At 62.2% G+C, this 18966-nt stretch carries 17 protein-coding genes; 11 read left to right on the top strand and 6 right to left on the bottom strand.

The features are described from left to right. Positions 1-34: 34 nt before the first annotated feature. Positions 35-742, bottom strand: coding sequence for a GntR family transcriptional regulator (locus tag PG900_RS21845; protein WP_010635556.1), 708 nt, complete (start codon positions 740-742; stop codon positions 35-37). Between the two features lie 284 nt (positions 743-1026). On the opposite strand from PG900_RS21845, the gene PG900_RS21840 reads away from it, so the two are divergent. Next, on the top strand, positions 1027-2613 hold the full coding sequence (locus PG900_RS21840) for an alpha-glucoside-specific PTS transporter subunit IIBC (RefSeq protein WP_270832283.1): 1587 nt from the start codon (positions 1027-1029) through the stop codon (positions 2611-2613). Positions 2614-2615: 2 nt separating this feature from the next. Next, positions 2616-3935: a 6-phospho-alpha-glucosidase gene (locus PG900_RS21835; protein ID WP_024945483.1), complete on the top strand. Its 1320-nt coding sequence runs from the start codon at positions 2616-2618 to the stop codon at positions 3933-3935. A gap of 69 nt (positions 3936-4004) precedes the next feature. Here the strand turns inward: PG900_RS21835 and PG900_RS21830 are convergent, their stop codons facing one another. After that, the gene (locus tag PG900_RS21830) at positions 4005-5009 is read right to left on the bottom strand and encodes a substrate-binding domain-containing protein (protein WP_011704143.1); all 1005 of its coding nucleotides are present in this window, start codon (positions 5007-5009) and stop codon (positions 4005-4007) included. A 435-nt stretch (positions 5010-5444) separates the two neighbouring features. On the opposite strand from PG900_RS21830, the gene PG900_RS21825 reads away from it, so the two are divergent. The 6 genes from PG900_RS21825 to PG900_RS21800 all read left to right on the top strand — a co-directional run bounded on the left by PG900_RS21825 (position 5445) and on the right by PG900_RS21800 (position 11450). Next, positions 5445-6566, top strand: coding sequence for a branched-chain amino acid ABC transporter substrate-binding protein (locus PG900_RS21825; protein ID WP_016348967.1), 1122 nt, complete (start codon positions 5445-5447; stop codon positions 6564-6566). A 64-nt stretch (positions 6567-6630) separates the two neighbouring features. Further along, positions 6631-7557 carry a high-affinity branched-chain amino acid ABC transporter permease LivH gene (gene livH / locus PG900_RS21820; protein ID WP_011704141.1) on the top strand — a complete coding sequence of 309 codons (927 nt, stop codon included), beginning with the start codon at positions 6631-6633 and terminating at the stop codon, positions 7555-7557. 97 nt (positions 7558-7654) lie between these two features. Beyond that, positions 7655-8923 carry a high-affinity branched-chain amino acid ABC transporter permease LivM gene (locus PG900_RS21815; protein WP_270832281.1) on the top strand — a complete coding sequence of 423 codons (1269 nt, stop codon included), beginning with the start codon at positions 7655-7657 and terminating at the stop codon, positions 8921-8923. 204 nt (positions 8924-9127) lie between these two features. Next, the gene (gene livG / locus PG900_RS21810) at positions 9128-9901 is read left to right on the top strand and encodes a high-affinity branched-chain amino acid ABC transporter ATP-binding protein LivG (RefSeq protein ID WP_024945484.1); all 774 of its coding nucleotides are present in this window, start codon (positions 9128-9130) and stop codon (positions 9899-9901) included. 10 nt (positions 9902-9911) lie between these two features. Then, the gene (locus PG900_RS21805; RefSeq protein WP_011704138.1) at positions 9912-10613 is read left to right on the top strand and encodes an ABC transporter ATP-binding protein; all 702 of its coding nucleotides are present in this window, start codon (positions 9912-9914) and stop codon (positions 10611-10613) included. Positions 10614-10616: 3 nt separating this feature from the next. Then, on the top strand, positions 10617-11450 hold the full coding sequence (locus tag PG900_RS21800; protein ID WP_270832279.1) for an AraC family transcriptional regulator: 834 nt from the start codon (positions 10617-10619) through the stop codon (positions 11448-11450). Here PG900_RS21800 and PG900_RS21795 read toward each other — a convergent pair. Beyond that, a complete protein-coding gene (locus PG900_RS21795; protein WP_270832277.1) occupies positions 11447-12133 on the bottom strand; it encodes a LysE family translocator in 687 nt (228 codons plus the stop codon). The genes PG900_RS21800 and PG900_RS21795 overlap by 4 nt on opposite strands. 70 nt (positions 12134-12203) lie before the next feature. On the opposite strand from PG900_RS21795, the gene glpE reads away from it, so the two are divergent. Both glpE and glpG read left to right on the top strand, forming a co-directional pair. After that, positions 12204-12527 (top strand): thiosulfate sulfurtransferase GlpE, encoded by a 324-nt coding sequence (glpE, locus tag PG900_RS21790; protein ID WP_270832275.1) that lies wholly within the window; start codon positions 12204-12206, stop codon positions 12525-12527. Continuing rightward, positions 12524-13357, top strand: coding sequence for a rhomboid family intramembrane serine protease GlpG (glpG, locus tag PG900_RS21785; protein WP_011704134.1), 834 nt, complete (start codon positions 12524-12526; stop codon positions 13355-13357). The genes glpE and glpG overlap by 4 nt, the downstream gene beginning before the upstream one ends. 129 nt (positions 13358-13486) lie before the next feature. On the opposite strand, the gene PG900_RS21780 is transcribed toward glpG, so the two are convergent. Beyond that, entirely contained in the window at positions 13487-15913 is a 2427-nt protein-coding gene (locus PG900_RS21780) for a VolA/Pla-1 family phospholipase (RefSeq protein ID WP_270832273.1), read from the bottom strand. 301 nt (positions 15914-16214) lie between these two features. Between PG900_RS21780 and ubiK the strand changes: the two genes are divergently transcribed. Further along, on the top strand, positions 16215-16472 hold the full coding sequence (gene ubiK, locus PG900_RS21775) for a ubiquinone biosynthesis accessory factor UbiK (RefSeq protein ID WP_005307315.1): 258 nt from the start codon (positions 16215-16217) through the stop codon (positions 16470-16472). 129 nt (positions 16473-16601) lie between these two features. Here the strand turns inward: ubiK and fre are convergent, their stop codons facing one another. Together fre and ubiD are read right to left on the bottom strand one after the other, a co-directional pair. After that, positions 16602-17300, bottom strand: coding sequence for an NAD(P)H-flavin reductase (gene fre / locus PG900_RS21770; RefSeq protein ID WP_016348960.1), 699 nt, complete (start codon positions 17298-17300; stop codon positions 16602-16604). 168 nt (positions 17301-17468) lie between these two features. Next, positions 17469-18938 carry a 4-hydroxy-3-polyprenylbenzoate decarboxylase gene (gene ubiD / locus PG900_RS21765; protein WP_101150834.1) on the bottom strand — a complete coding sequence of 490 codons (1470 nt, stop codon included), beginning with the start codon at positions 18936-18938 and terminating at the stop codon, positions 17469-17471. Between the last annotated feature and the right edge of the window lie 28 nt (positions 18939-18966).

Genomic DNA, 18966 nt, shown 5'->3' with positions numbered 1-18966 from the left:
GGGGGTCTGCATACGCAGCAAGATGCAGGTCAGGCTAGCCGCGGGCGCGGCGCAGGTGGTAGTCGACGTGATAGTCGTTGGCATTGCGGAACATGATGGAGTAGTTGAGAAACTCGCCGTTCTCACCGTATGAGAGCGAGGTGAGCCGCAGGATGGGCGCCCCCTGCTCGATATGCAACAGCTCGGCCATGCGCCGGTCGGCCAGCACGGCGCTGAAGCTCTCGTAGTTGCCGGCGATGGGAAGCTGGCACTCGTTCTCGATGTAGGCGAACTTGGATCCCTCCAGATGGGCCACCGAGAGGGTGCGAAACAGCCGCACCGGCATGTAGCTCTCCTCCACCAGCAGGGCCCGGCCGTCCACCGAGCGCACCCGGTTGGAGAAGTAGACCGGCTCGTTCACCTTTATCCTGAGCTGGCTGGCGATGGCGGGTGGGGCCGGCATGGTGCGAAACTCCAGCACCTCGCTGGTCAGGCTGCGGCCCTGTTCACGCATCAGCTCGGTGAAACCGCTCAACCCCTTTGTCTCGTGCTGTACATCCTTCTTGGTCACGTAGGTGCCGCTGCCGTGGCGCCGCTCCACCAGCCCCCACTCGATCAGCATGTCCACCGCCTTGCGCACCGTCATCCGCGATACCCCGAACTGACTCGCCAGGGTTTTCTCGCTCGGCAGGACATCCCCCACCCGGCAATCCGCCCCGTTGACCCGGATACGCAACCGATCCGCCACCGATTTGTAGATCACTGCTAGACCTCTCTTCACCCAACCGAGGTGGCGACCCATTTGCTCGCCTTTATTTCAACCATCTGAAAATAAACAACTTTAAATTCAAATAACCCGATAAAAACGTCACAAAAACAAGACGTACAACAATATCGCAAAATTTAGATCTCTTTGTCTAAATAAGTGCATGCGCCGGATCACATAACCACCACATATTTCATGAGGGCCTGATCGCTTGTTGTTAGGTTCAATTCAGCAACACGACAACAGCAGTCAGACAATTCTCTAATAAAAAGGGACGCTATATGCTCAGTCAAATTAAACGTTTTGGCGGGGCAATGTTTACGCCTGTATTACTGTTTCCATTCGCAGGTATGGTGGTAGGCATTGCAATCATGCTGAAAAATCCCATGTTCGTGGGAGAGACGCTGGCCAATCCTCAGGGACTGTTTTTTCAAATAGTTCATATTATTGAAGAGGGTGGCTGGACGGTATTTCGAAATATGCCGCTGATATTTGCCATCGGCCTGCCGATCGGGCTGGCAAACAAGGCTCAGGCCCGCGCCTGCCTCTCCGTGCTGGTCAGCTTCATGACCTGGAACTACTTCATCAATGCCATGGGGATGACCTGGGGCGACTATTTCGGGGTCGACTTCAACCAGGCGGTGGGTGGCGAGAGCGGGCTGGCCATGGTGGCCGGCATCAAGACCCTGGACACCAGCATCATAGGTGCCATCGCCATCTCCGGCATCGTCACCGCCCTGCACAACCGGCTGTTCGACCGGCAGCTGCCGGTCTTTCTTGGCATCTTCCAGGGCAGCTCATTCGTCACCATCGTCGCCTTCTTCGTGATGATCCCCTGCGCCTGGCTGACCCTGCTGGGCTGGCCCAAGGTACAGATGGGCATCGCCTCCCTGCAGGAGTTCATGCTGGTCTCCGGCCCGCTCGGCGTCTGGGTTTACACCTTCCTCGAGCGGATCCTGATCCCGACCGGCCTGCACCACTTCATCTACGGCCCCTTCATCTTCGGCCCGGCCGCGGTGGAAGGCGGCATCCAGCTCTACTGGGCCCAGCACATGCTGGAGTTCAGCCAGAGTACCCGACCGCTGATCGAGCTGTTCCCCCAGGGTGGCTTCGCCCTGCACGGCAACTCCAAGATCTTCGGGGCCATGGGGATTGCGCTCGCCATCTACGCCACCGCCGCCAGGGAGAACAAAGCCAAGGTGGCCGGCCTGCTGATCCCGGCCACCCTGACCGCCATGCTGGTGGGGATCACCGAGCCGCTCGAGTTCACCTTCCTCTTCATCTCGCCCCTGCTGTTCGCCATTCATGCCCTGCTGGCTGCCACCATGGCGACCGTGATGTACCTGTTCGGGGTCGTCGGCAACATGGGCGGCGGTCTGCTCGACCAGTTCCTGCCGCAGAACTGGATCCCCATGTTCCACAATCACGCCGGCATGATGTTTACCCAGATTGCCATCGGGCTGACCTTTACCGGGATCTGGTTCCTGATATTCCGCACGCTCATTCTGAAATTCAATTTGAAAACCCCTGGGCGGGATGAAAGCGAAATAAAACTGTATTCCAAGGCCGATTATCAGGCTGCCAAAAAACAGCGCGGCCATGATATTGCCGGCCATATTCTGGCGGCGCTCGGTGGCGCTGAAAATATCAACAGCCTAAACAACTGCGCCACCCGGCTGCGCATATCGCTGCGTGATGCGAGCCTGGCGGCACCGGATGATGCTTTCAAACAATTGGGTGCCCACGGCGTGGTCCGCCACGGTGACAGCATCCAGATCATTATCGGTCTGCATGTGCCCCAGCTAAGGGAAAACATGGAGAGCCTGATGAACACCCCCTCCTCCTCTTCTTTCGTAACGGAGTCATGATCATGAAAAAATTCTCTGTCGTCATTGCCGGCGGTGGCAGCACCTTTACCCCGGGCATCGTTCTCATGCTGCTGGAGAACCAGCACCGCTTCCCGCTGCGGGAGATCAAGTTCTACGACAACGATGGCGCCCGCCAGGAGGTGATCGCCGAAGCCTGCCGCATCCTGCTGCGGGAGCAGGCTCCGGACATCGCCTTCAGCTATGGCACCGACCCCAAGGCAGCCTTCAGCGGGGTGGACTTCGTGATGGCCCATATCCGGGTCGGCAAGTACCCCATGCGCGAGCTGGACGAGAAGATCCCGCTGCGCCATGGCGTGGTCGGCCAGGAGACCTGCGGCCCGGGCGGCATCGCCTACGGCATGCGCTCCATCGGCGGCGTGCTGGAGCTGGTCGACTACATGGAGCAGTACTCGCCCGATGCCTGGATGCTGAACTACTCCAACCCGGCCGCCATCGTGGCCGAGGCGACCCGTCGCCTGCGCCCCCACGCCAGGATCCTCAACATCTGCGACATGCCCATCGGCATCGAGGGACGGATGGCCCAGATCGCCGGCCTGCCGTCACGCAAGGAGATGCGGGTACGCTACTACGGTCTCAACCACTTCGGCTGGTGGACCCGCATCGAGGATCTGGCGGGCAACGACCTGATGCCGGCCATCAAGGCCCACGTGGCCAAGCACGGCTATGTGCCCAAGCAGGCCGGCCACGCCGAGGCCAGCTGGAACGACACCTTCGCCAAGGCCAGGGACGTGTGGGCCCTTGATCCGGACACCCTGCCCAACACCTATCTGAAGTACTACCTCTACCCGGACTATGTGGTTGCCCACTCCAATCCGGAGCACACCCGCGCCAACGAGGTGATGGAGCACCGCGAGAAACATGTGTTCAGCGCCTGCCGCGCCATCGTGGCGGCCGGCAACGCCGCGGCCGGCGAGCTGGAGATCGACGAGCACGCCTCCTACATAGTGGATCTGGCCACCGCCATCGCCTTCAACACCCAGGAGCGGATGCTGCTGATCGTGCCGAACCGGGGCGCCATCCCCAACTTCGACCCGGAGGCCATGGTCGAGATCCCCTGCCTGGTGGGCAGCAGCGGCCCCGAGCCGCTGCAGGTGGGCAACATCCCGCTGTTCCAGCAGGGCATGATGGGCCAGCAGGTGGCCGTCGAGAAGCTGGTGGTGGAGGCGTGGATCGAGCGCTCCTATCAGAAGCTGTGGCAGGCGATCACTCTCTCCAAGACGGTGCCGAGCGCCTCGGTGGCCAAAGCCATCCTGGACGACCTGATCGCTGCCAACAAGGAGTACTGGCCGCCCTTGCAATAAACCCGGGCCAAACAAAAACCCCCTCGCTGGCGAGGGGGTTTTCTTGTTGATGGCTCTGCCGTGGCGCGCTCAGCGCAGGGACTTGACCGAGCGGCGGACGATCAGCTCCGGCTGGACCGTCATCGACTCGACTTCCAGCTCCTTGTTGCGGATCCGGCTCACCAGCTGCTGCACCGCCAGCAGGCCGAGCTCGGCCTTGGGGTGGCGGATGGTGGTCAGCGGCGGGCTGGAGAAGCGCGCCATCTCCACGTCGTCATAACCGATCATGGAGATGTCGTCCGGCACCTTGACCCCGGCTTCCCAGGCGGCGCAGATGGCGCCGATCGCCATGGGATCGTCGAAGGCAAACACCGCGGTCGGCCGCGGCTTGAGGGCCAGGATCCGCTGCATGGCATCGAATCCGCTCTGGCTCTCGTAATCCCCTTCGAAGATCTGCTCGTCTTTCAGGGTTAGTCCCTGCTCGCCCAGGGCATCGCGCACCCCGTCCAGCCGCTGCTGGGTGGTCGGCTTGGCCAGCTGACCCGTGATGCAGACGATGTCGCGGTGACCCTGCTCCAGCAGATGGCGCACTGCCAGGCGCGCACCGATGCGGGCGTTGTCGTTGATGACGTTGGCAAAGTCACACTCGGTACCCCAGTCCAGTACCACTTGCGGCACGTTCTTGTGGATGCGCAGCATGTCGCGCAGCGGGGTATCGATGTCGGTTCCCAACACCAGCAGACCGTCGACCCGCTTCTCCATCAGCATGCGCAGGTAGTGCTGCTGACGGGGCGGCTGGTTCTCGGTATTGCAGAGGATCAGGCTGTAGCCCTGCTCGAAGCAGTACGCCTCCACCCCTTGCACCACTTCCGCAAAGAAGGGGTTGGCACTGGTGGTCACCAGCATGCCGATGGTCTTGGTCGAGTTTATCTTGAGGCTGCGCGCTACCGAGTTGGGCGCGTAGTTGAGTTCTGCCACCGCCTCAAGCACTTTTTGGGTTGCGTCTTCGCTGACCCGACGGGTGTGATTGAGTACATGTGAGACGGTGGAGATGGATACGCCTGCGCGGGAGGCGACATCCTTGATAGTGGCCATCTCTGTCTCCTGAAGATCAAAGGCGGAACATTAGCAGATTTCCCGAATAAAGGCTTGGTTTTAACGAGCACTGCCAATGAATTGTCAATGCTGGCTAATCTAGGCGCTCATTTCTATTTGCGCAAACGGATTTTGGTCAAAATGGGAGCAGTGTCAGGGTAAAATATCGTCAGTTTTTTCATCTATCATTTATCGAAAGCACACCTTGCTGAGAAGATGTTAATCAACACCTTTAGCATCAATATCTAAATCAGATTTCAATATTGGTTATTTGTTTCAAAAAAGCACTATTCCACCCTCTCTGGTTAGTATCTTTAACAGCTTGTTATTGCCCAGCGAGGAATGATAGAACCATACCTATTGCCGGACTGGCGGGATCACGGTTCGGAATGGCACACGGAAAATGAAACAATCCACTGATTAAGGGACGAATCGATGAATAAGTTGAGCAAAATGGCAGTCAGGACAGCGGTTTCTATGGCCCTGTTCGGATCGGTATCACTGGTCCACGCGGCGGACACCATCAAGATCGGCATCGCCGGTCCGGTCACCGGCCCGGTCGCCCAGTACGGCGACATGCAGTTCACCGGCGGCAAGATGGCGGTCGAGCAGATCAACAAGGCCGGTGGCATCAAGGGCAAGCAGATCGAAGCCGTCATCTATGACGACGCCTGCGATCCCAAGCAGGCCGTGGCGGTCGCCAACAAGGTGATCAACGACGGCGTCAAGTTCGTGGTCGGCCACCTTTGCTCCGACAACACCCTGCCCGCTTCCGACATCTATGAAGATGAAGGCGTGCTGATGGTCACTCCGGCCTCCACCAACCCCAAGATCACCGAGCGCGGCTATCAGCTGGTACTGCGTACCATCGGCCTGGACAGCGACCAGGGTCCGACCGCCGCCAAGTACATCATCGAGCAGGTCAAACCCAAGCGCGTGGCCGTCATCCACGACAAGAAACAGTACGGCGAAGGCATCGCCTCCAGCGTGAAAGCGGCGCTGGACAAGGCCGGCGTCAAGGTGGTGGCGTTTGAAGGCATCACCGCCGGCGACAAGGACTTCTCCGCCCTGATCGCCAAGCTGCAGAAAGAGAACGTCGACTTCGTCTACTACGGCGGCTATCACCCCGAGCTGGGCCTGATCCTGCGTCAGGCTGGCGAGAAGGGCCTCAAGGCCAAGTTCATGGGTCCGGAAGGGGTCGGCAACAAGGACATTTCCGCCATCGGCGGTCCGGCCTCCGAAGGCCTGCTGGTGACCCTGCCGAACAAATATGACCTGGTGCCGGCCAACGCCCCGCTGGTGGCCGCGTTCAAAGCCAAGGGCCAGGACTCCTCCGGTCCGTTCGTGTGGACCACCTATGCCGCGGTGCAAACCCTGGCTGCCGGTATCGCCAAGGCGGGTGAGGATGACCCGGCTGCCGTTGCCGCCGCCATCAAGGCCGCACCGATCGATACCGTCATGGGCACCCTGAGCTGGGCTCCGAGTGGCGACCTGAAAGGCTTTGAATTCGGTGTGTTCCAGTGGCACGCCGACGGTACCTCCACTCAAGTCAAATAATCTGCCGGTCGGGGTGACATGAGTCACCCCTCCTTTCTTTGCGGGCAAGTACAGGGAACGCAGTATGTCCGAACACTTCCTTTACCTGGTTCAGCAGTTGCTGAACGGGTTAACCATAGGCAGCACCTATGCGTTGATCGCCATCGGCTACACCATGGTCTATGGCATCATCGGCATGATCAACTTCGCCCACGGCGAGGTCTACATGATCGGCTCCTATGTCGCTTTCATGGTGATGGCGGGGCTCATGATGATGGGCATCGACAGCACCTTCCTGCTGCTGGGGGGCGCCTTCCTGGTCAGCATCGTCATCACCGGCACCTATGGCTGGACCATAGAGCGGGTCGCCTACCGCCCGCTGCGGGGCGGCAACCGGCTGATCCCCCTCATCTCCGCCATCGGCATGTCGATCTTCCTGCAGAACATGATGCGGATGGCCCAGGGCTCGCGCGACATCGCCATGCCCACCCTGATCTCCGGCGGCTGGACTCTGGGTGAAGCCGACGGCTTCCAGGCCAGCCTCTCCTGGATGCAGCTCATCATCTTCGTGGTGACCTTCATCACCATGCTGGCACTGACCCAGTTCATCGGTCGCTCCCGCATGGGCCGCGCCTGCCGCGCCTGTTCAGAAGACATCAAGATGGCCAACCTGCTGGGTATCGATACCCACGTGGTCATCTCCATTACCTTCGTGCTGGGGGCTACCCTGGCCGCCGTCGCCGGCGTGCTGCTCGGCATGTATTACGGCGTCATCAACCCCTACCTCGGCTTCATGGCCGGCTTGAAGGCCTTTACGGCGGCGGTCTTGGGCGGCATCGGCAGCATTCCCGGCGCCGTGCTGGGCGGCCTGCTGCTCGGCGTGGTCGAGGCGCTCACCGCCGGCTACCTCAGCACCGAGTACAAGGACGTGATGGCCTTTGCCCTGCTGATCGGCGTGCTGCTGTTTATGCCCACCGGCATTCTGGGTCGCCCGGAGGTCGAAAAGGTATGATGAAACGCCACTTCATTCATGCAGTTGCCCCCTACCTGATGCCGTCGAGCATGGCCGACAGCGAGATCCTGGGTTGCCCGGAGGTCGAGAAGGTATGATGAAACGTCAATTGGTTCATGCCTGCATCGCCAGCCTGGTGCTGCTGGTGCTTTCCTTCTGGTTGCTCGGCTTCAAGCTCGAAACCGATGGCACCAAACTGCTGGTGACCAGCCGACTCGACGTGTCGCTGGCCTGGCTGCTGGGCGGCGCCACCCTGGTGTTCTGGTTCCAACTGCTGCGCGGCCAGATCGCCCGGCTGTTTCAGGCCTCCATCAGCGGCTTCTCGGTCGGCTTCACCAAGCTGGTGCTGCCGAGCCCCGAAGAGGCCCCCAAGCTCTATAACCTCACCGCCGTGCTGGTGCTGCTGTTCGCGGTGAGCTGGCCCTTCATGGCCTCGCGCGGTGCCATCGATCTGGCCACCCTGGCCCTCATCTACATCATGCTGGGGCTGGGTCTGAACGTGGTGGTCGGCCTCGCCGGCCTGCTGGATCTCGGCTACGTCGGCTTCTACGCGGTCGGCGCCTACAGCTATGCCCTGCTCAACACCTACTTCGGGCTCAGCTTCTGGGAGTGCCTGCCCATCGCCGGGCTGACAGCGGCCACCTTCGGCTTTCTGCTCGGCTTCCCGGTACTGCGGCTGCGAGGGGATTATCTGGCCATCGTCACCCTGGGCTTTGGCGAGATCATCCGCATCCTGCTCAACAACATGACCAGCCTGACCGGCGGCCCGAACGGCATCTCCGGCATTCCCAAGCCGACCCTGGGCGGTCTGGAGTTCAACCGCACCGTCAAGGATGGCGGCTTCGAGACCTTCCACGAGTTCTTCGGCATCGCCTACAACGCCAACCACAAGGTGATCTTCCTCTACCTGATGGCGCTGGTGCTGGTGATCGCCACCCTGTTCGTCATCAACCGCCTGCTGCGCATGCCGCTCGGCCGCGCCTGGGAGGCATTGCGGGAAGACGAGATCGCCTGCAAGTCGCTGGGGCTCAACCCCACCATCATCAAGCTGACCGCCTTCACCATTGGTGCCTGCTTCGCGGGCTTCGCCGGCAGCTTCTTCGCCTCGCGCCAAGGCTTCATCAGTCCGGAGTCTTTCGTCTTCATCGAGTCTGCCATCGTGCTCGCCATCGTGGTGCTGGGCGGCATGGGCTCCCAGATCGGGGTGGTACTGGCCGCCATCGTGATGACAGTGCTGCCTGAGCTGGCGCGCGAGTTCAACGAGTACCGCATGCTGATGTTCGGCCTCTTGATGGTGTTCATGATGATCTGGCGACCACAGGGATTGCTGCCGATGACCCGTCCGCATCTGGAGTTGAAAAAATGAGTTCCAATCAGAAGTTAATGGAAGTCTCTGATCTGTCGATGCGCCACATGGGTGGACTGTTGGCGCTAGCTCACTCCACTCTGACCCGGGAGCTGAGAAAATGAGTACTCATCAGAAGTTATTGGAAGTCTCTGATCTGTCGATGCGCCACATGGGTGGGCTGTTGGCGCTGGCTCACTCCACTCTGACCCGGGAGCTGAGAAAATGAGTACTCATCAGAAGTTAATGGAAGTTTCTGATCTGTCGATGCGCTTCGGGGGCCTGCTGGCGGTCAACGGCGTCAAGCTGGACGTGGACAAGGGGGAGGTGATCTCCATCATAGGCCCCAACGGGGCGGGCAAGACCACCGTCTTCAACTGCCTGACCGGCTTCTACCGTCCGAGCGGCGGCATCATCCGCTACAAGGGCGAGGAGATCCAGGGGCTGCCCGGTCACCTCATCGCCCGCAAGGGCATAGTGCGCACCTTTCAGCACGTGCGACTGTTCAAGGACATGACGGCGGTGGAAAACCTGCTGGTGGCCCAGCACAGGCACCTCAACACCGGCTTTCTGGCCGGGCTGTTCAAGACCCCGGCCTTCCGCCGCGCCGAGCGGGAGGGGCTGGAGCAGTCCGCCTTCTGGCTGGAGAAGGTGGGGCTCAAGGATCTCGCCAACCGCGCCGCCGGCAACCTGGCCTATGGCCAGCAGCGCCGGCTCGAGATTGCCCGCTGCATGGCGACCCGGCCCGAGCTGCTGATGCTGGACGAGCCGGCCGCCGGTCTCAACCCCCACGAGACCGACGAGCTGAACGAGCTCATCTCCAACCTGCGGGACGAGTTCGGGGTCTCGGTGCTGCTGATCGAGCACGACATGAAGCTGGTGATGGAGATCTCCAACCGCATCTTCGTGGTCAACCAGGGCACCCCGCTGGCCCACGGCAAGCCGGACGAAATCCGCAGCAATCCGGCAGTGATCAAGGCCTATCTGGGCGAGTCGTAAGGACAAAAAGATGTTAGAACTTCGCAACGTATCGACCCACTACGGCAAAATTCAGGCGCTGCACGACGTCAGCGTCCAGGTAAAAGAGGGGGAAATCGTCACCCTGATCGGCGCCAACGGCGCCGGCAAGACCACCTTGCTGATGACCCTGTGCGGCGAACCCAAGCCCAGCAGCGGCTCCATCTGGTTCGAGGGAGAGCAGATAGACTCGCTCTCCACCGCCCGCATCATGCGCAAGGACATCGCCGTGGTGCCGGAGGGGCGCCGCATCTTCGCTCGCCTGACTGTGGAGGAGAACCTGCTGATGGGGGCCTTCTTCGTCGACAAGGCCGAGCAGCGCGGCCTGCTGGATCAGATTTTCACCCTGTTCCCCCGCCTGCACGAGCGACTGGAGCAGCGCGCCGGCACCATGTCCGGCGGCGAACAGCAGATGCTGGCCATCGGCCGCGCCCTGATGAGCAAACCGCGCCTGTTGCTGCTGGATGAACCCTCGCTGGGGCTGGCCCCCATCGTCATCCAGCAGATCTTCGACACCATAGAGCAGCTGCGCCGCGACGGCATGACCATCTTCCTGGTGGAGCAGAACGCCAACCAGGCGCTCAAGCTGGCCGATCGCGGCTATGTGTTGGAGAACGGCCACGTGGTACTGCAGGACACGGGGGCGGCCCTGTTGGCCAACCCGGCCGTCCGCCAGGCCTATCTCGGCGGCTGACCCATGAGCAGGGCCGACACGGCGCCGGATCACCACAGTTTCTGGCACGATCCGACCCTGCCTTTCATCGAGGCGCGGGCGGTGCAGGATGGCCGCCGCGTCTGCTATGACAAGCACAGCCACCCCCACTTCTCCATCGGCGCCATCACCGGCGGCCACAGCCACTACCTCAACCAGCGCAGCCGGCAGGAGGTCGGCCACGGCCACCTGGTGCTGATGAACCCGGAAGAGGTGCACGCCTGCAACCCGATTGCGGATGAGCCCTGGTCCTATCTGATGTTCTATCTCGATACCGGCTGGCTGCAGCGCCAGCAGGAAGAGGCGGGGCTGGGCGATGCGTTTCGTCCCTTCGACATGACCGCAAGCCGGGATCCCCTGCTCTATCAGGGGCTGTGCCGGCTCCATCGGCAGCTGTGGCAGGAGCAGGAGCCGCTCGCGCGCGAGGTGGCCTGTCACCAGTTCAGTCGCCAGCTGCTGGCCAGGCTCACCCCGGCCAGCTGGGACGATCGGCCGCCGCAGCACCTGCAGCGGGCCGCCGAACTGATGCAGGACGACTGCAGCAGCCCCCTCACCCTCGCGCAATTGAGCGCGGTGGCCGGGCTCACCCCCTCTCACTTCGTTCGCAGCTTCAGCCGCCATTACGGCATGACGCCCCACGCCTACCTGCTCGATCAGCGCATCCGCCATGCCCGCACCCTGCTCAGGCGGGGAGAACCGCTGGCGGAGGTGGCGCTGGCCAGCGGTTTTGCCGATCAGGCCCACTTCCAGCGCCAGTTCAAGCGGCGGGTGGCTGCCACCCCGGGTCACTACCGCAGTCAGCTGACCCGGCTGGGCTAGCGCACCAGATAGGCGGCGCAGAGCAGCAACAACAGCGCCATCGCCCGGTTGAACCAGCGCAGCCGCTGCGGCGCGAGCAGCAACCCCTGCAATCGACTGCCGGCATAGGCCCAGCAAGCGATGGAGCACAGACAGATGACCAGGTAGAGGCCGCTGAACAGGGCCACCTGCCCCACCCCGCCCGCACTGCCATAGGCCCCCATCCCCATGCTGGCGGCGAGCCAGGCCTTGGGGTTGAGCCACTGCATCAGTGCCCCGTACCAGAAGGAGGGCGCCACCCCGTCGACCCCTTCCACCCGGCCGCTGTCCACCAGCAGCTGCCAGGCCATCCAGCCGAGAAAGATCACCCCGGCCCAGCGCAGTGCATCCACCGCCAGCGGCCATTGCAGCAGGGCGGCGCCCAGCCCAAGTCCCATCAACAGCAGCAACAGAATGAACCCCAGGGTGGCCCCGACCACGTGGCGCAGGCTGGCCGCAAAGCCGTGCCTGGCGCCGCTGCCGAGGGCGATCAGATTGACCGGCCCCGGGGTGATGGACATGGCCAGGGCAAACCCGGCCATGGATAACAGCAGACTCGTCTCCATGAATAACGCTCGTATCGGTAAAAGGAGCCCCCAGCCTAGCCGGCACCCCGCCCCCGGTATTGAAGGAAATTGCGATCGGTCACGACAATAACCGGACACATTGCGGGCTTAGCGCCGGCCCCCGCTTGCGGTAAACTGACCCTCAATCACCTATTCGCAGGACATGTTAATGGACCAGTTTGCCCATATCAGTGCCCATGATGCCCACCAGAAGCTTGCCGCCGGTGCAGCCCGCCTCGTGGATATTCGCGACCCCCAGTCGTTCGAGACGGCCCACGCGGTCGGCGCCTTCCACCTCACCAACGGCACCCTGGTGCATTTCATGAACGAGGTGGACTTCGATACCCCGGTGATCGTGATGTGCTATCACGGCAACAGCAGCCAGGGCGCCGCCCAGTACCTGCTGCAACAGGGGTACGATGAGGTCTACAGCCTGGATGGCGGCTTCGAGGCATGGCGCAGGGAGTTCCCGATCCAGGCGGGCGACGCATGATCCAGCTGCTGGTGCTCGACAATGCCCGCATGGCCCAGGCGCTGGTGGACTATCTCTCCACCCTCGGCATCTCGTGCGAGCTGACCCAGTCCGAGCTTGGCGTCTCGGTCTGGCTGGCGGACGAACAGCGCCTCGCCCAGGCCCAGCTGGAGGTGAAACGCTTCCTGGCCGAGCCGACCCACCCCCGCTACATGGAAGCCTCCTGGCAATCCGGCCGAGCCGATGCCCGCATCGACTACAGCAAGGGGATGACCGACCCGGTCACCGACTTCCTGCATCAGGCCGGGCCGCTGACCCTGGTGGTGATCATCGCCTGTCTGGCCATCTACGGGCTCGATGCCATCGGTCTGCCGATCTTCGATGAGCTGGCCTTCCATCCGACCCTGGCCCAGTTCACCGACTGGCAGGCGTGGCGCTACTTCACCCCGGCCTTCATCCACTTCTCGGTGCTGCACCTGGTGTTCAACCTGCTGTGGTGGTGGTATCTGGGGGGCCAGATCGAACAACGGCTCGGCAGCGGCAAGCTGTTGATCCTGCTGCTGGTAGGCGCCGCCCTGCCCAACCTGGCCGAGTTCTTCGCCAGCGGCCCGCTGTTTGGCGGCCTCTCCGGGGTGGTCTATGCCCTGCTCGGCTACTGCTGGCTGCGCAGCAAGTTGCAGCCAGCCTGCGGCCTCACCCTGCCACCGGCGCTGATGGGCTTCATGCTGTTCTGGCTGGCACTCGGCTTCTTCGATCTGCTCGGCACCCGCACCGCCAACATGGCCCACCTGGCCGGTCTGCTGGTCGGGCTGCTGCAGGGCTGGCTGGACAGACATCATCAGCCCGCCTGAGTGGTAGTGGTCATCGAGAGCTTGCCAGCCAGAGCGGCCACCAACCAGGCCAGCCTGAACCGGCGACAAGCGCGATGCCGGAAAACAAAACGCCGCCCCGAGGGGCGGCGTTTTTATTGGCCGACTGGCTTACTGCTTGAGCAGGCTGCCGTTGGTCACCTTGACCGCAGTACCGCCGCTCATGAAGAAGCTGGCGAACTGGGACTGCATCTCGGTGGTCACATCGCCGCTCGGGTCGAAGTTCTCGTCCGGCGCCAGCAGCGAGCTGTGGCCACCGGCCACGAAGCGGGCCGCGTTGTGGCTGGCCGCACCGGTGGCGGTCAGCGGCTGCAGTGCCAGCACCTTGAACAGCGGCTCGGTACCACCCAGCGGGGCGGAGGCGATGCTGTTCGGGATCACCTGGTCAGACAGGCTCAGCGCGCCATCGCCGACGATCTCGGTGGCGAACAGCGGGAAGCTGCTCTGGATGCCGCGGCCGAGGTTGATCGGGTCAGCCGAATCCAGCACCGACTGGGCCGCGAAGCTGTAGCTCTGCAACGTGCTGGCCGCCGCCGCCTGCTGGGTGGTGCTCAGGCTTGGCAGGAACTCGTTGACGAAGCAGGTAGGCACCGCGGTCTTGCAGTTGGGCGCGTAGGCGGTGAAGCCCGCTTTCAGCTCGGCACTGCCGCTGGTCAGCACGCCCATCTTGATGGTCGGACCGAAGGTCGGCGAGTTCAGCAGCAGCGGCGCGATGCCGCCACCCGGCATGGCCAGGCCGCCGGTGTCGAACTTGAACAGAGCATCCGCCTGCGCATTGCCGATGGGCTGGTTGGCAACCGCCAGCAGGTTGGTACCGGAGATGGCACCCAGGGAGTGGCCCAGGAAGTGCACCTTGAGGCTGCCGGCGGTGCCGATGGCACCCTTGGCATTGGCCAGACCGACCGCCAGACGCAGGCCCAGCAGATCCGCCACGCTCTGTTTCAGGTTGTCGCGGGCCACGGTCAGGTAGCTCAGGTTCAGATACGGGGTCGGGTTGTCGGAGGTAGTCACGGTCGCCATGCTGCCGCTCAGGGCGAAGCCGCGCTCACCGTGCAGCGGGTGATCGATCACCACAACGGCAACATTCTTAGGTGTTGGGGCCTGCAACCCTGCACCAATCTGACCCAGCGCCAGCGCATAGGCGTTCTCTTTCACCGAGGTGACGCCGTGTTGATAGATGATGACATCCGTGATGGTCTTCAAGTCTGCTGTCGCAGCGAAGATCCGCATCGGCACCGACTGTACCTCTTCCAGCTTGGGCAGCGGGTTGAAGCGACCGATGTTCTGCTCGGCATCCAGCGGCTTGCCGCCGGAGGTGAGAGTCACCCCGATCAGCTTGCTCGCCTCGGCCAGCAGCTCGGCCTGACGGGTCGGATCGGCAATCAGCGTCGCCAGCAGGGCCGGGTCCACACCCGCACCCACCAGCCCGGCGATCACTTCGCTGTCGGACGCTTTCAGGGCATTGGCGATGGCGTACAGGCTGGGGATGGCACCGTGCCAGGACTGGGTCTTGGCCTTGTCCCAGGAACCGGCGGTGGCCGGCGAGGAGAGGAAGTAAGGCAGCTTGACGGTACCGGTATAGACATTGGTGATGCCGGCAACATAGTTCAAGGTTGGGTTGGCGGAAACAGCAGCGGCAATCGCATCTTTCTGCTCTTGCGGCAGGAACTGCTCGGCGTCCAGCTGGGTCAGGAAGGCATTGCTGCCGGTCACGCTCAGGGTATAGGTACCCGGCAGGCTGGTGTTGCCCTTGGCATCCAGCTTCCACAGGGCGGCCGCATCCAGGGTCGGGCTCTTCAGCACGGACGCCGCTGCCCCTTTCACCGCCACCAGCACGTCGGCACCGGACTGGGTACCGAACCAGTCGGAGAAGATGACGTGATCGGTGGAGACGCCGGTGGCAGCCTTGAACAGCCCTTCCTGCAGGGCGATCAGACCGTTGATGGTCTGCTCCTGGGCATTGCTGCCGACGTTGTTCTTGTAGTTGCCGTAGTCGTTGCCGGCCTTGACCGCATTGCCGCTGCTGTCCTTGAGGGAGTCGGTGGCCACGATCATGTAGTAGGAGGAGGGATTCAGCGGCTTGAGCGGCACCAGGTTCAGCTTGCCGGCCGAAGCGGCCACCACGAAGTCCACTCCGTAGGTCAGCACCTTCTTCACGCCGTTCGGACGCAGGGCGGCACTGTCAAAGCTCAGTTCCAGCAGGTAGAGCGGCGCGACCGAGGCGGCAAACTCCGCCGCGGCCGGGGCCTGCACCTGGATGCCGGATGAGGTCACGGGCACGATCTGGATAGCCTGGGTCGTGGACCAGCCATCCAGGGTCGACATGGCCGAGACCGGGTTGGAGAGATCTGCCGTTTCGGTGGAGAATTTCAGGGTGCCATCGCTGGCCCGGGCTGCCAGAGCACTGGGGCGCACGGCGTTGGAACCGGTCAACAGATAGTCGAGATAGCTGGAGGTGTCGCCTTTGTTATCGTCACTGCCACCACAGCCAGCCAGCATAGCACTGACAACCGCGGCGTAAATTAGCTTCTTTTTCATATCCTTATCTCTTTTTAGTTGTTATCCATGAAATGCTGACTGAGTTGGGTGAGAACCCGACCGGTACATCTTAACAGCAACGCAACAATTATTAAGCCTCTGGTCGGTCATCTGATCTGCTTTTTTTGTGTACAGCATCAAGGAATTGGAATAGAAACGGGACTCGATAGGTTAACAGCTTCATCCCGAATACCAGACCCGACCAGCGACGGCCCGTATGGCAGCTGGCAAAAAGCGACCCTCGATCTCGGCAAAGCGGATCAATTGCCGGTAGAATGGCGCATTGCTTAAGGAGAACCACATGATCGACCCGAAGAAACTGGAAGAGATCGCCAAACAGGTGCACAACTCCCTGCCGCCCGGCATTCGCAGCATGGGTGAAGAGGTGGAGAAGAAGATCCGTCAGGTGCTGCAGTCCCAGCTGGGCAAGCTGGATCTGGTCAGTCGCGAAGAGTTTGACGTGCAGACCAAGGTGTTACTGCGCACCCGCGAGAAGCTGACCGCGCTCGAGGCCAAGCTGGCCCAGCTCGAGCAGCAGCTCGGCGCCAAGGGCGAATAACGCAGGTCGCCCATAAAGCAAACCCCAGCCAGGCTGGGGTTTGTTGTTTCTGGCCTGCCGCAAGGCAAGCAGCAGGCTGATTCAGCGAGTATTCCTCGGTCACGCTATGTGGCCGGCCTCATGCCGAACTCAGATGAATTCGTAGGCGTCGCCGAAGATGCGTTCTGGCTCGGCGCCCAGGATCTTGAACTCCTCCCGCGCCGCGCCCGCCATCTCGAAACGGCCGGCGACATAGATGTCGTAGTCATGCAGGCTGACGAAGTCATCCATGATGGCCTTGTGCACCAGCCCGGTCTTGCCGGTCCAGTCCGCTTCCGGCTCCTGCACCACCGGAATGAAGGTGAGCGGGGCATAGTCACGCTCCCACTGCTGCATCTGCTCCTGCTCGTAGAGCCAGTGCGCCTGGCGCACGCCCCAGTAGAAGAACACCGGGCGCTTGCTGCCGGTATCGATCAGGTATTCCAGAATGGAGCGGGCATAGGAGAAACCGGTGCCACCCGCCATCAGGATCAGCGGCCGGGGTGACTCTTCCCGCAGGAAGGCCTTGCCCGCCGCCAGTTCAATCTCGATCTCCCCCTGCTCGCGCATGCGGGCCAGCACCTGGCCGGCATAGGCGTTTTCCGGGGTGGCGCCGATCTGCAGCTCCAGCATGCCCGGACGGGTCGGCGAGTTGGCGATGGAGAAGGGACGCTTGTCCGAATCGCTCATCACCACCAGCAGATACTGGCCCGGCTTGAAGCTGACCTCTTGCAGCGGCGTCAGAGCCACGTGCCAGATGGTGTCGACATATTCGCGCAGTTCCTCTACGCGGCACTTGATACGTTGCATTCTTATCCTTGTGACGGGCTCGCTCGGCCCGCTTTCGCTCTTGATTCACTGTGGACTGGCGACCAGCAAAGTGGTCAGGTCAGTCGAGCATACCCAATTCAGCTCAAATGGCATCAATCTTTTGCATCCCGGCCAGGCGGCACGGCCCGTCGGGCCTGCCGCCGCTCATCAGCCGAGAATGTTCAGCTCGTCCCAGAGGGCATCGATCTTCTGCTTCACCGCCTCGTCCTGCACGATGGGCTGGCCCCACTCGCGATTGGTCTCCCCCGGCCACTTGTTGGTGGCATCCAGCCCCATCTTGGAGCCGAGGCCGGAGACCGGCGAGGCGAAGTCCAGGTAGTCGATCGGGGTGTGCTCGATCAGGGTGGTGTCGCGAGCCGGGTCCATCCGGGTGGTGATGGCCCAGATCACGTCCTTCCAGTCGCGGGCATTGATGTCGTCGTCACAGACGATCACGAACTTGGTGTACATGAACTGGCGCAGGAAGGACCAGACCCCCAGCATCACCCGCTTGGCGTGACCAGGGTAGCGCTTCTTGATGGTCACCACCGCCATCCGGTAGGAGCACCCCTCCGGCGGCAGGTAGAAGTCCACGATCTCGGGGAACTGCTTCTGCAACAGCGGCACGAACACCTCGTTGAGCGCCACCCCGAGCACAGCCGGCTCATCGGGCGGACGACCGGTGTAGGTGCTGTGATAGATGGCATCCTTGCGCATCGTCATGTGGGTGATGGTAAAAACCGGGAACTCATCCACCTCGTTGTAGTAGCCAGTGTGATCGCCATAAGGCCCTTCGGGGGCCATCTCGCCCGGCTCCAGATAGCCTTCCAGCACGATCTCGGCGCTGGCCGGCACCTCCAGATCGCAGCTGATGGCTTTTACAACCTCGGTGCGGCTGCCGCGCAGCAGACCGGCAAAGGCGTATTCGGAGAGGGTATCCGGCACCGGCGTCACCGCGCCGAGGATGGTCGCCGGATCGGCACCGAGCGCCACCACCACCGGGAAGCGCTCACCCGGGTGGGCCTCCTGCCACTCGCGAAAATCGATGGCACCGCCGCGGTGATCCAGCCAGCGCATGATCAGCTTGTTCTTGCCGATCTTCTGCTGGCGATAGATGCCGAGGTTCTGCCGCTTCTTGTAGGGGCCGCGGGTGATGGTCAGACCCCAGGTCACCAGCGGGGCCACGTCTCCGGGCCAGCAGTGCTGGATCGGGATCTGGTCCAGATCGACCGCCTCTCCCTCCAGCACCCGCTGCTGACAGGGGGCAGAGGAGAGCCGCTTGGTCGGCATGTTGAGCACCTGCTTGAAGATCGGCAGCTTCTCCATCAGCTCCTTGAAGCCGCGGGGCGGCTCCGGCTCCTTCAGGTAGGAGAGCCAGATCCCCACCTGGCGCAGGGCGGCCACGTTGGGCTGGCCCATGCCCATGGCGACCCGATCCGGGGTGCCAAACAGGTTGGTCAGCACCGGCATGGTGTAACCCTTGGGATTTTCAAACAGCAGGGCAGGCCCGCCCGCCCGCAGGGTGCGGTCGCTGATCTCGGTCATCTCCAGATAGGGGTCTATCTCGCGGCTGATGCGCTTGAGTTGTCCGCTTTGTTCCAGCTGCGCGATGAAATCACGCAAATCCTTGTATTTCATGCAGGTACCCTGTGTTCAGGCGATGCCG

The sequence above is a fragment of the Aeromonas sp. QDB03 genome (assembly GCF_027707985.1).
Lineage (GTDB): Bacteria > Pseudomonadota > Gammaproteobacteria > Enterobacterales > Aeromonadaceae > Aeromonas > Aeromonas hydrophila.
This window is presented reverse-complemented; position numbering and strand designations above follow the sequence as displayed.

What these genes read in the sequence shown, in the direction of transcription:
- PG900_RS21840 (WP_270832283.1), top strand. Translation starts at nt 1,027, where the DNA reads ATGCTCAGTCAAATTAAACGTTTTGGCGGGGCAATGTTTACGCCTGTA.
- PG900_RS21835 (WP_024945483.1), top strand. Translation starts at nt 2,616, where the DNA reads ATGAAAAAATTCTCTGTCGTCATTGCCGGCGGTGGCAGCACCTTTACC.
- PG900_RS21830 (WP_011704143.1), bottom strand. Translation starts at nt 5,009, where the DNA reads ATGGCCACTATCAAGGATGTCGCCTCCCGCGCAGGCGTATCCATCTCC.
- PG900_RS21825 (WP_016348967.1), top strand. Translation starts at nt 5,445, where the DNA reads ATGAATAAGTTGAGCAAAATGGCAGTCAGGACAGCGGTTTCTATGGCC.
- livH (WP_011704141.1), top strand. Translation starts at nt 6,631, where the DNA reads ATGTCCGAACACTTCCTTTACCTGGTTCAGCAGTTGCTGAACGGGTTA.
- PG900_RS21815 (WP_270832281.1), top strand. Translation starts at nt 7,655, where the DNA reads ATGAAACGTCAATTGGTTCATGCCTGCATCGCCAGCCTGGTGCTGCTG.
- livG (WP_024945484.1), top strand. Translation starts at nt 9,128, where the DNA reads ATGAGTACTCATCAGAAGTTAATGGAAGTTTCTGATCTGTCGATGCGC.
- PG900_RS21805 (WP_011704138.1), top strand. Translation starts at nt 9,912, where the DNA reads ATGTTAGAACTTCGCAACGTATCGACCCACTACGGCAAAATTCAGGCG.
- PG900_RS21800 (WP_270832279.1), top strand. Translation starts at nt 10,617, where the DNA reads ATGAGCAGGGCCGACACGGCGCCGGATCACCACAGTTTCTGGCACGAT.
- glpE (WP_270832275.1), top strand. Translation starts at nt 12,204, where the DNA reads ATGGACCAGTTTGCCCATATCAGTGCCCATGATGCCCACCAGAAGCTT.
- glpG (WP_011704134.1), top strand. Translation starts at nt 12,524, where the DNA reads ATGATCCAGCTGCTGGTGCTCGACAATGCCCGCATGGCCCAGGCGCTG.
- PG900_RS21780 (WP_270832273.1), bottom strand. Translation starts at nt 15,913, where the DNA reads ATGAAAAAGAAGCTAATTTACGCCGCGGTTGTCAGTGCTATGCTGGCT.
- ubiK (WP_005307315.1), top strand. Translation starts at nt 16,215, where the DNA reads ATGATCGACCCGAAGAAACTGGAAGAGATCGCCAAACAGGTGCACAAC.
- fre (WP_016348960.1), bottom strand. Translation starts at nt 17,300, where the DNA reads ATGCAACGTATCAAGTGCCGCGTAGAGGAACTGCGCGAATATGTCGAC.
- ubiD (WP_101150834.1), bottom strand. Translation starts at nt 18,938, where the DNA reads ATGAAATACAAGGATTTGCGTGATTTCATCGCGCAGCTGGAACAAAGC.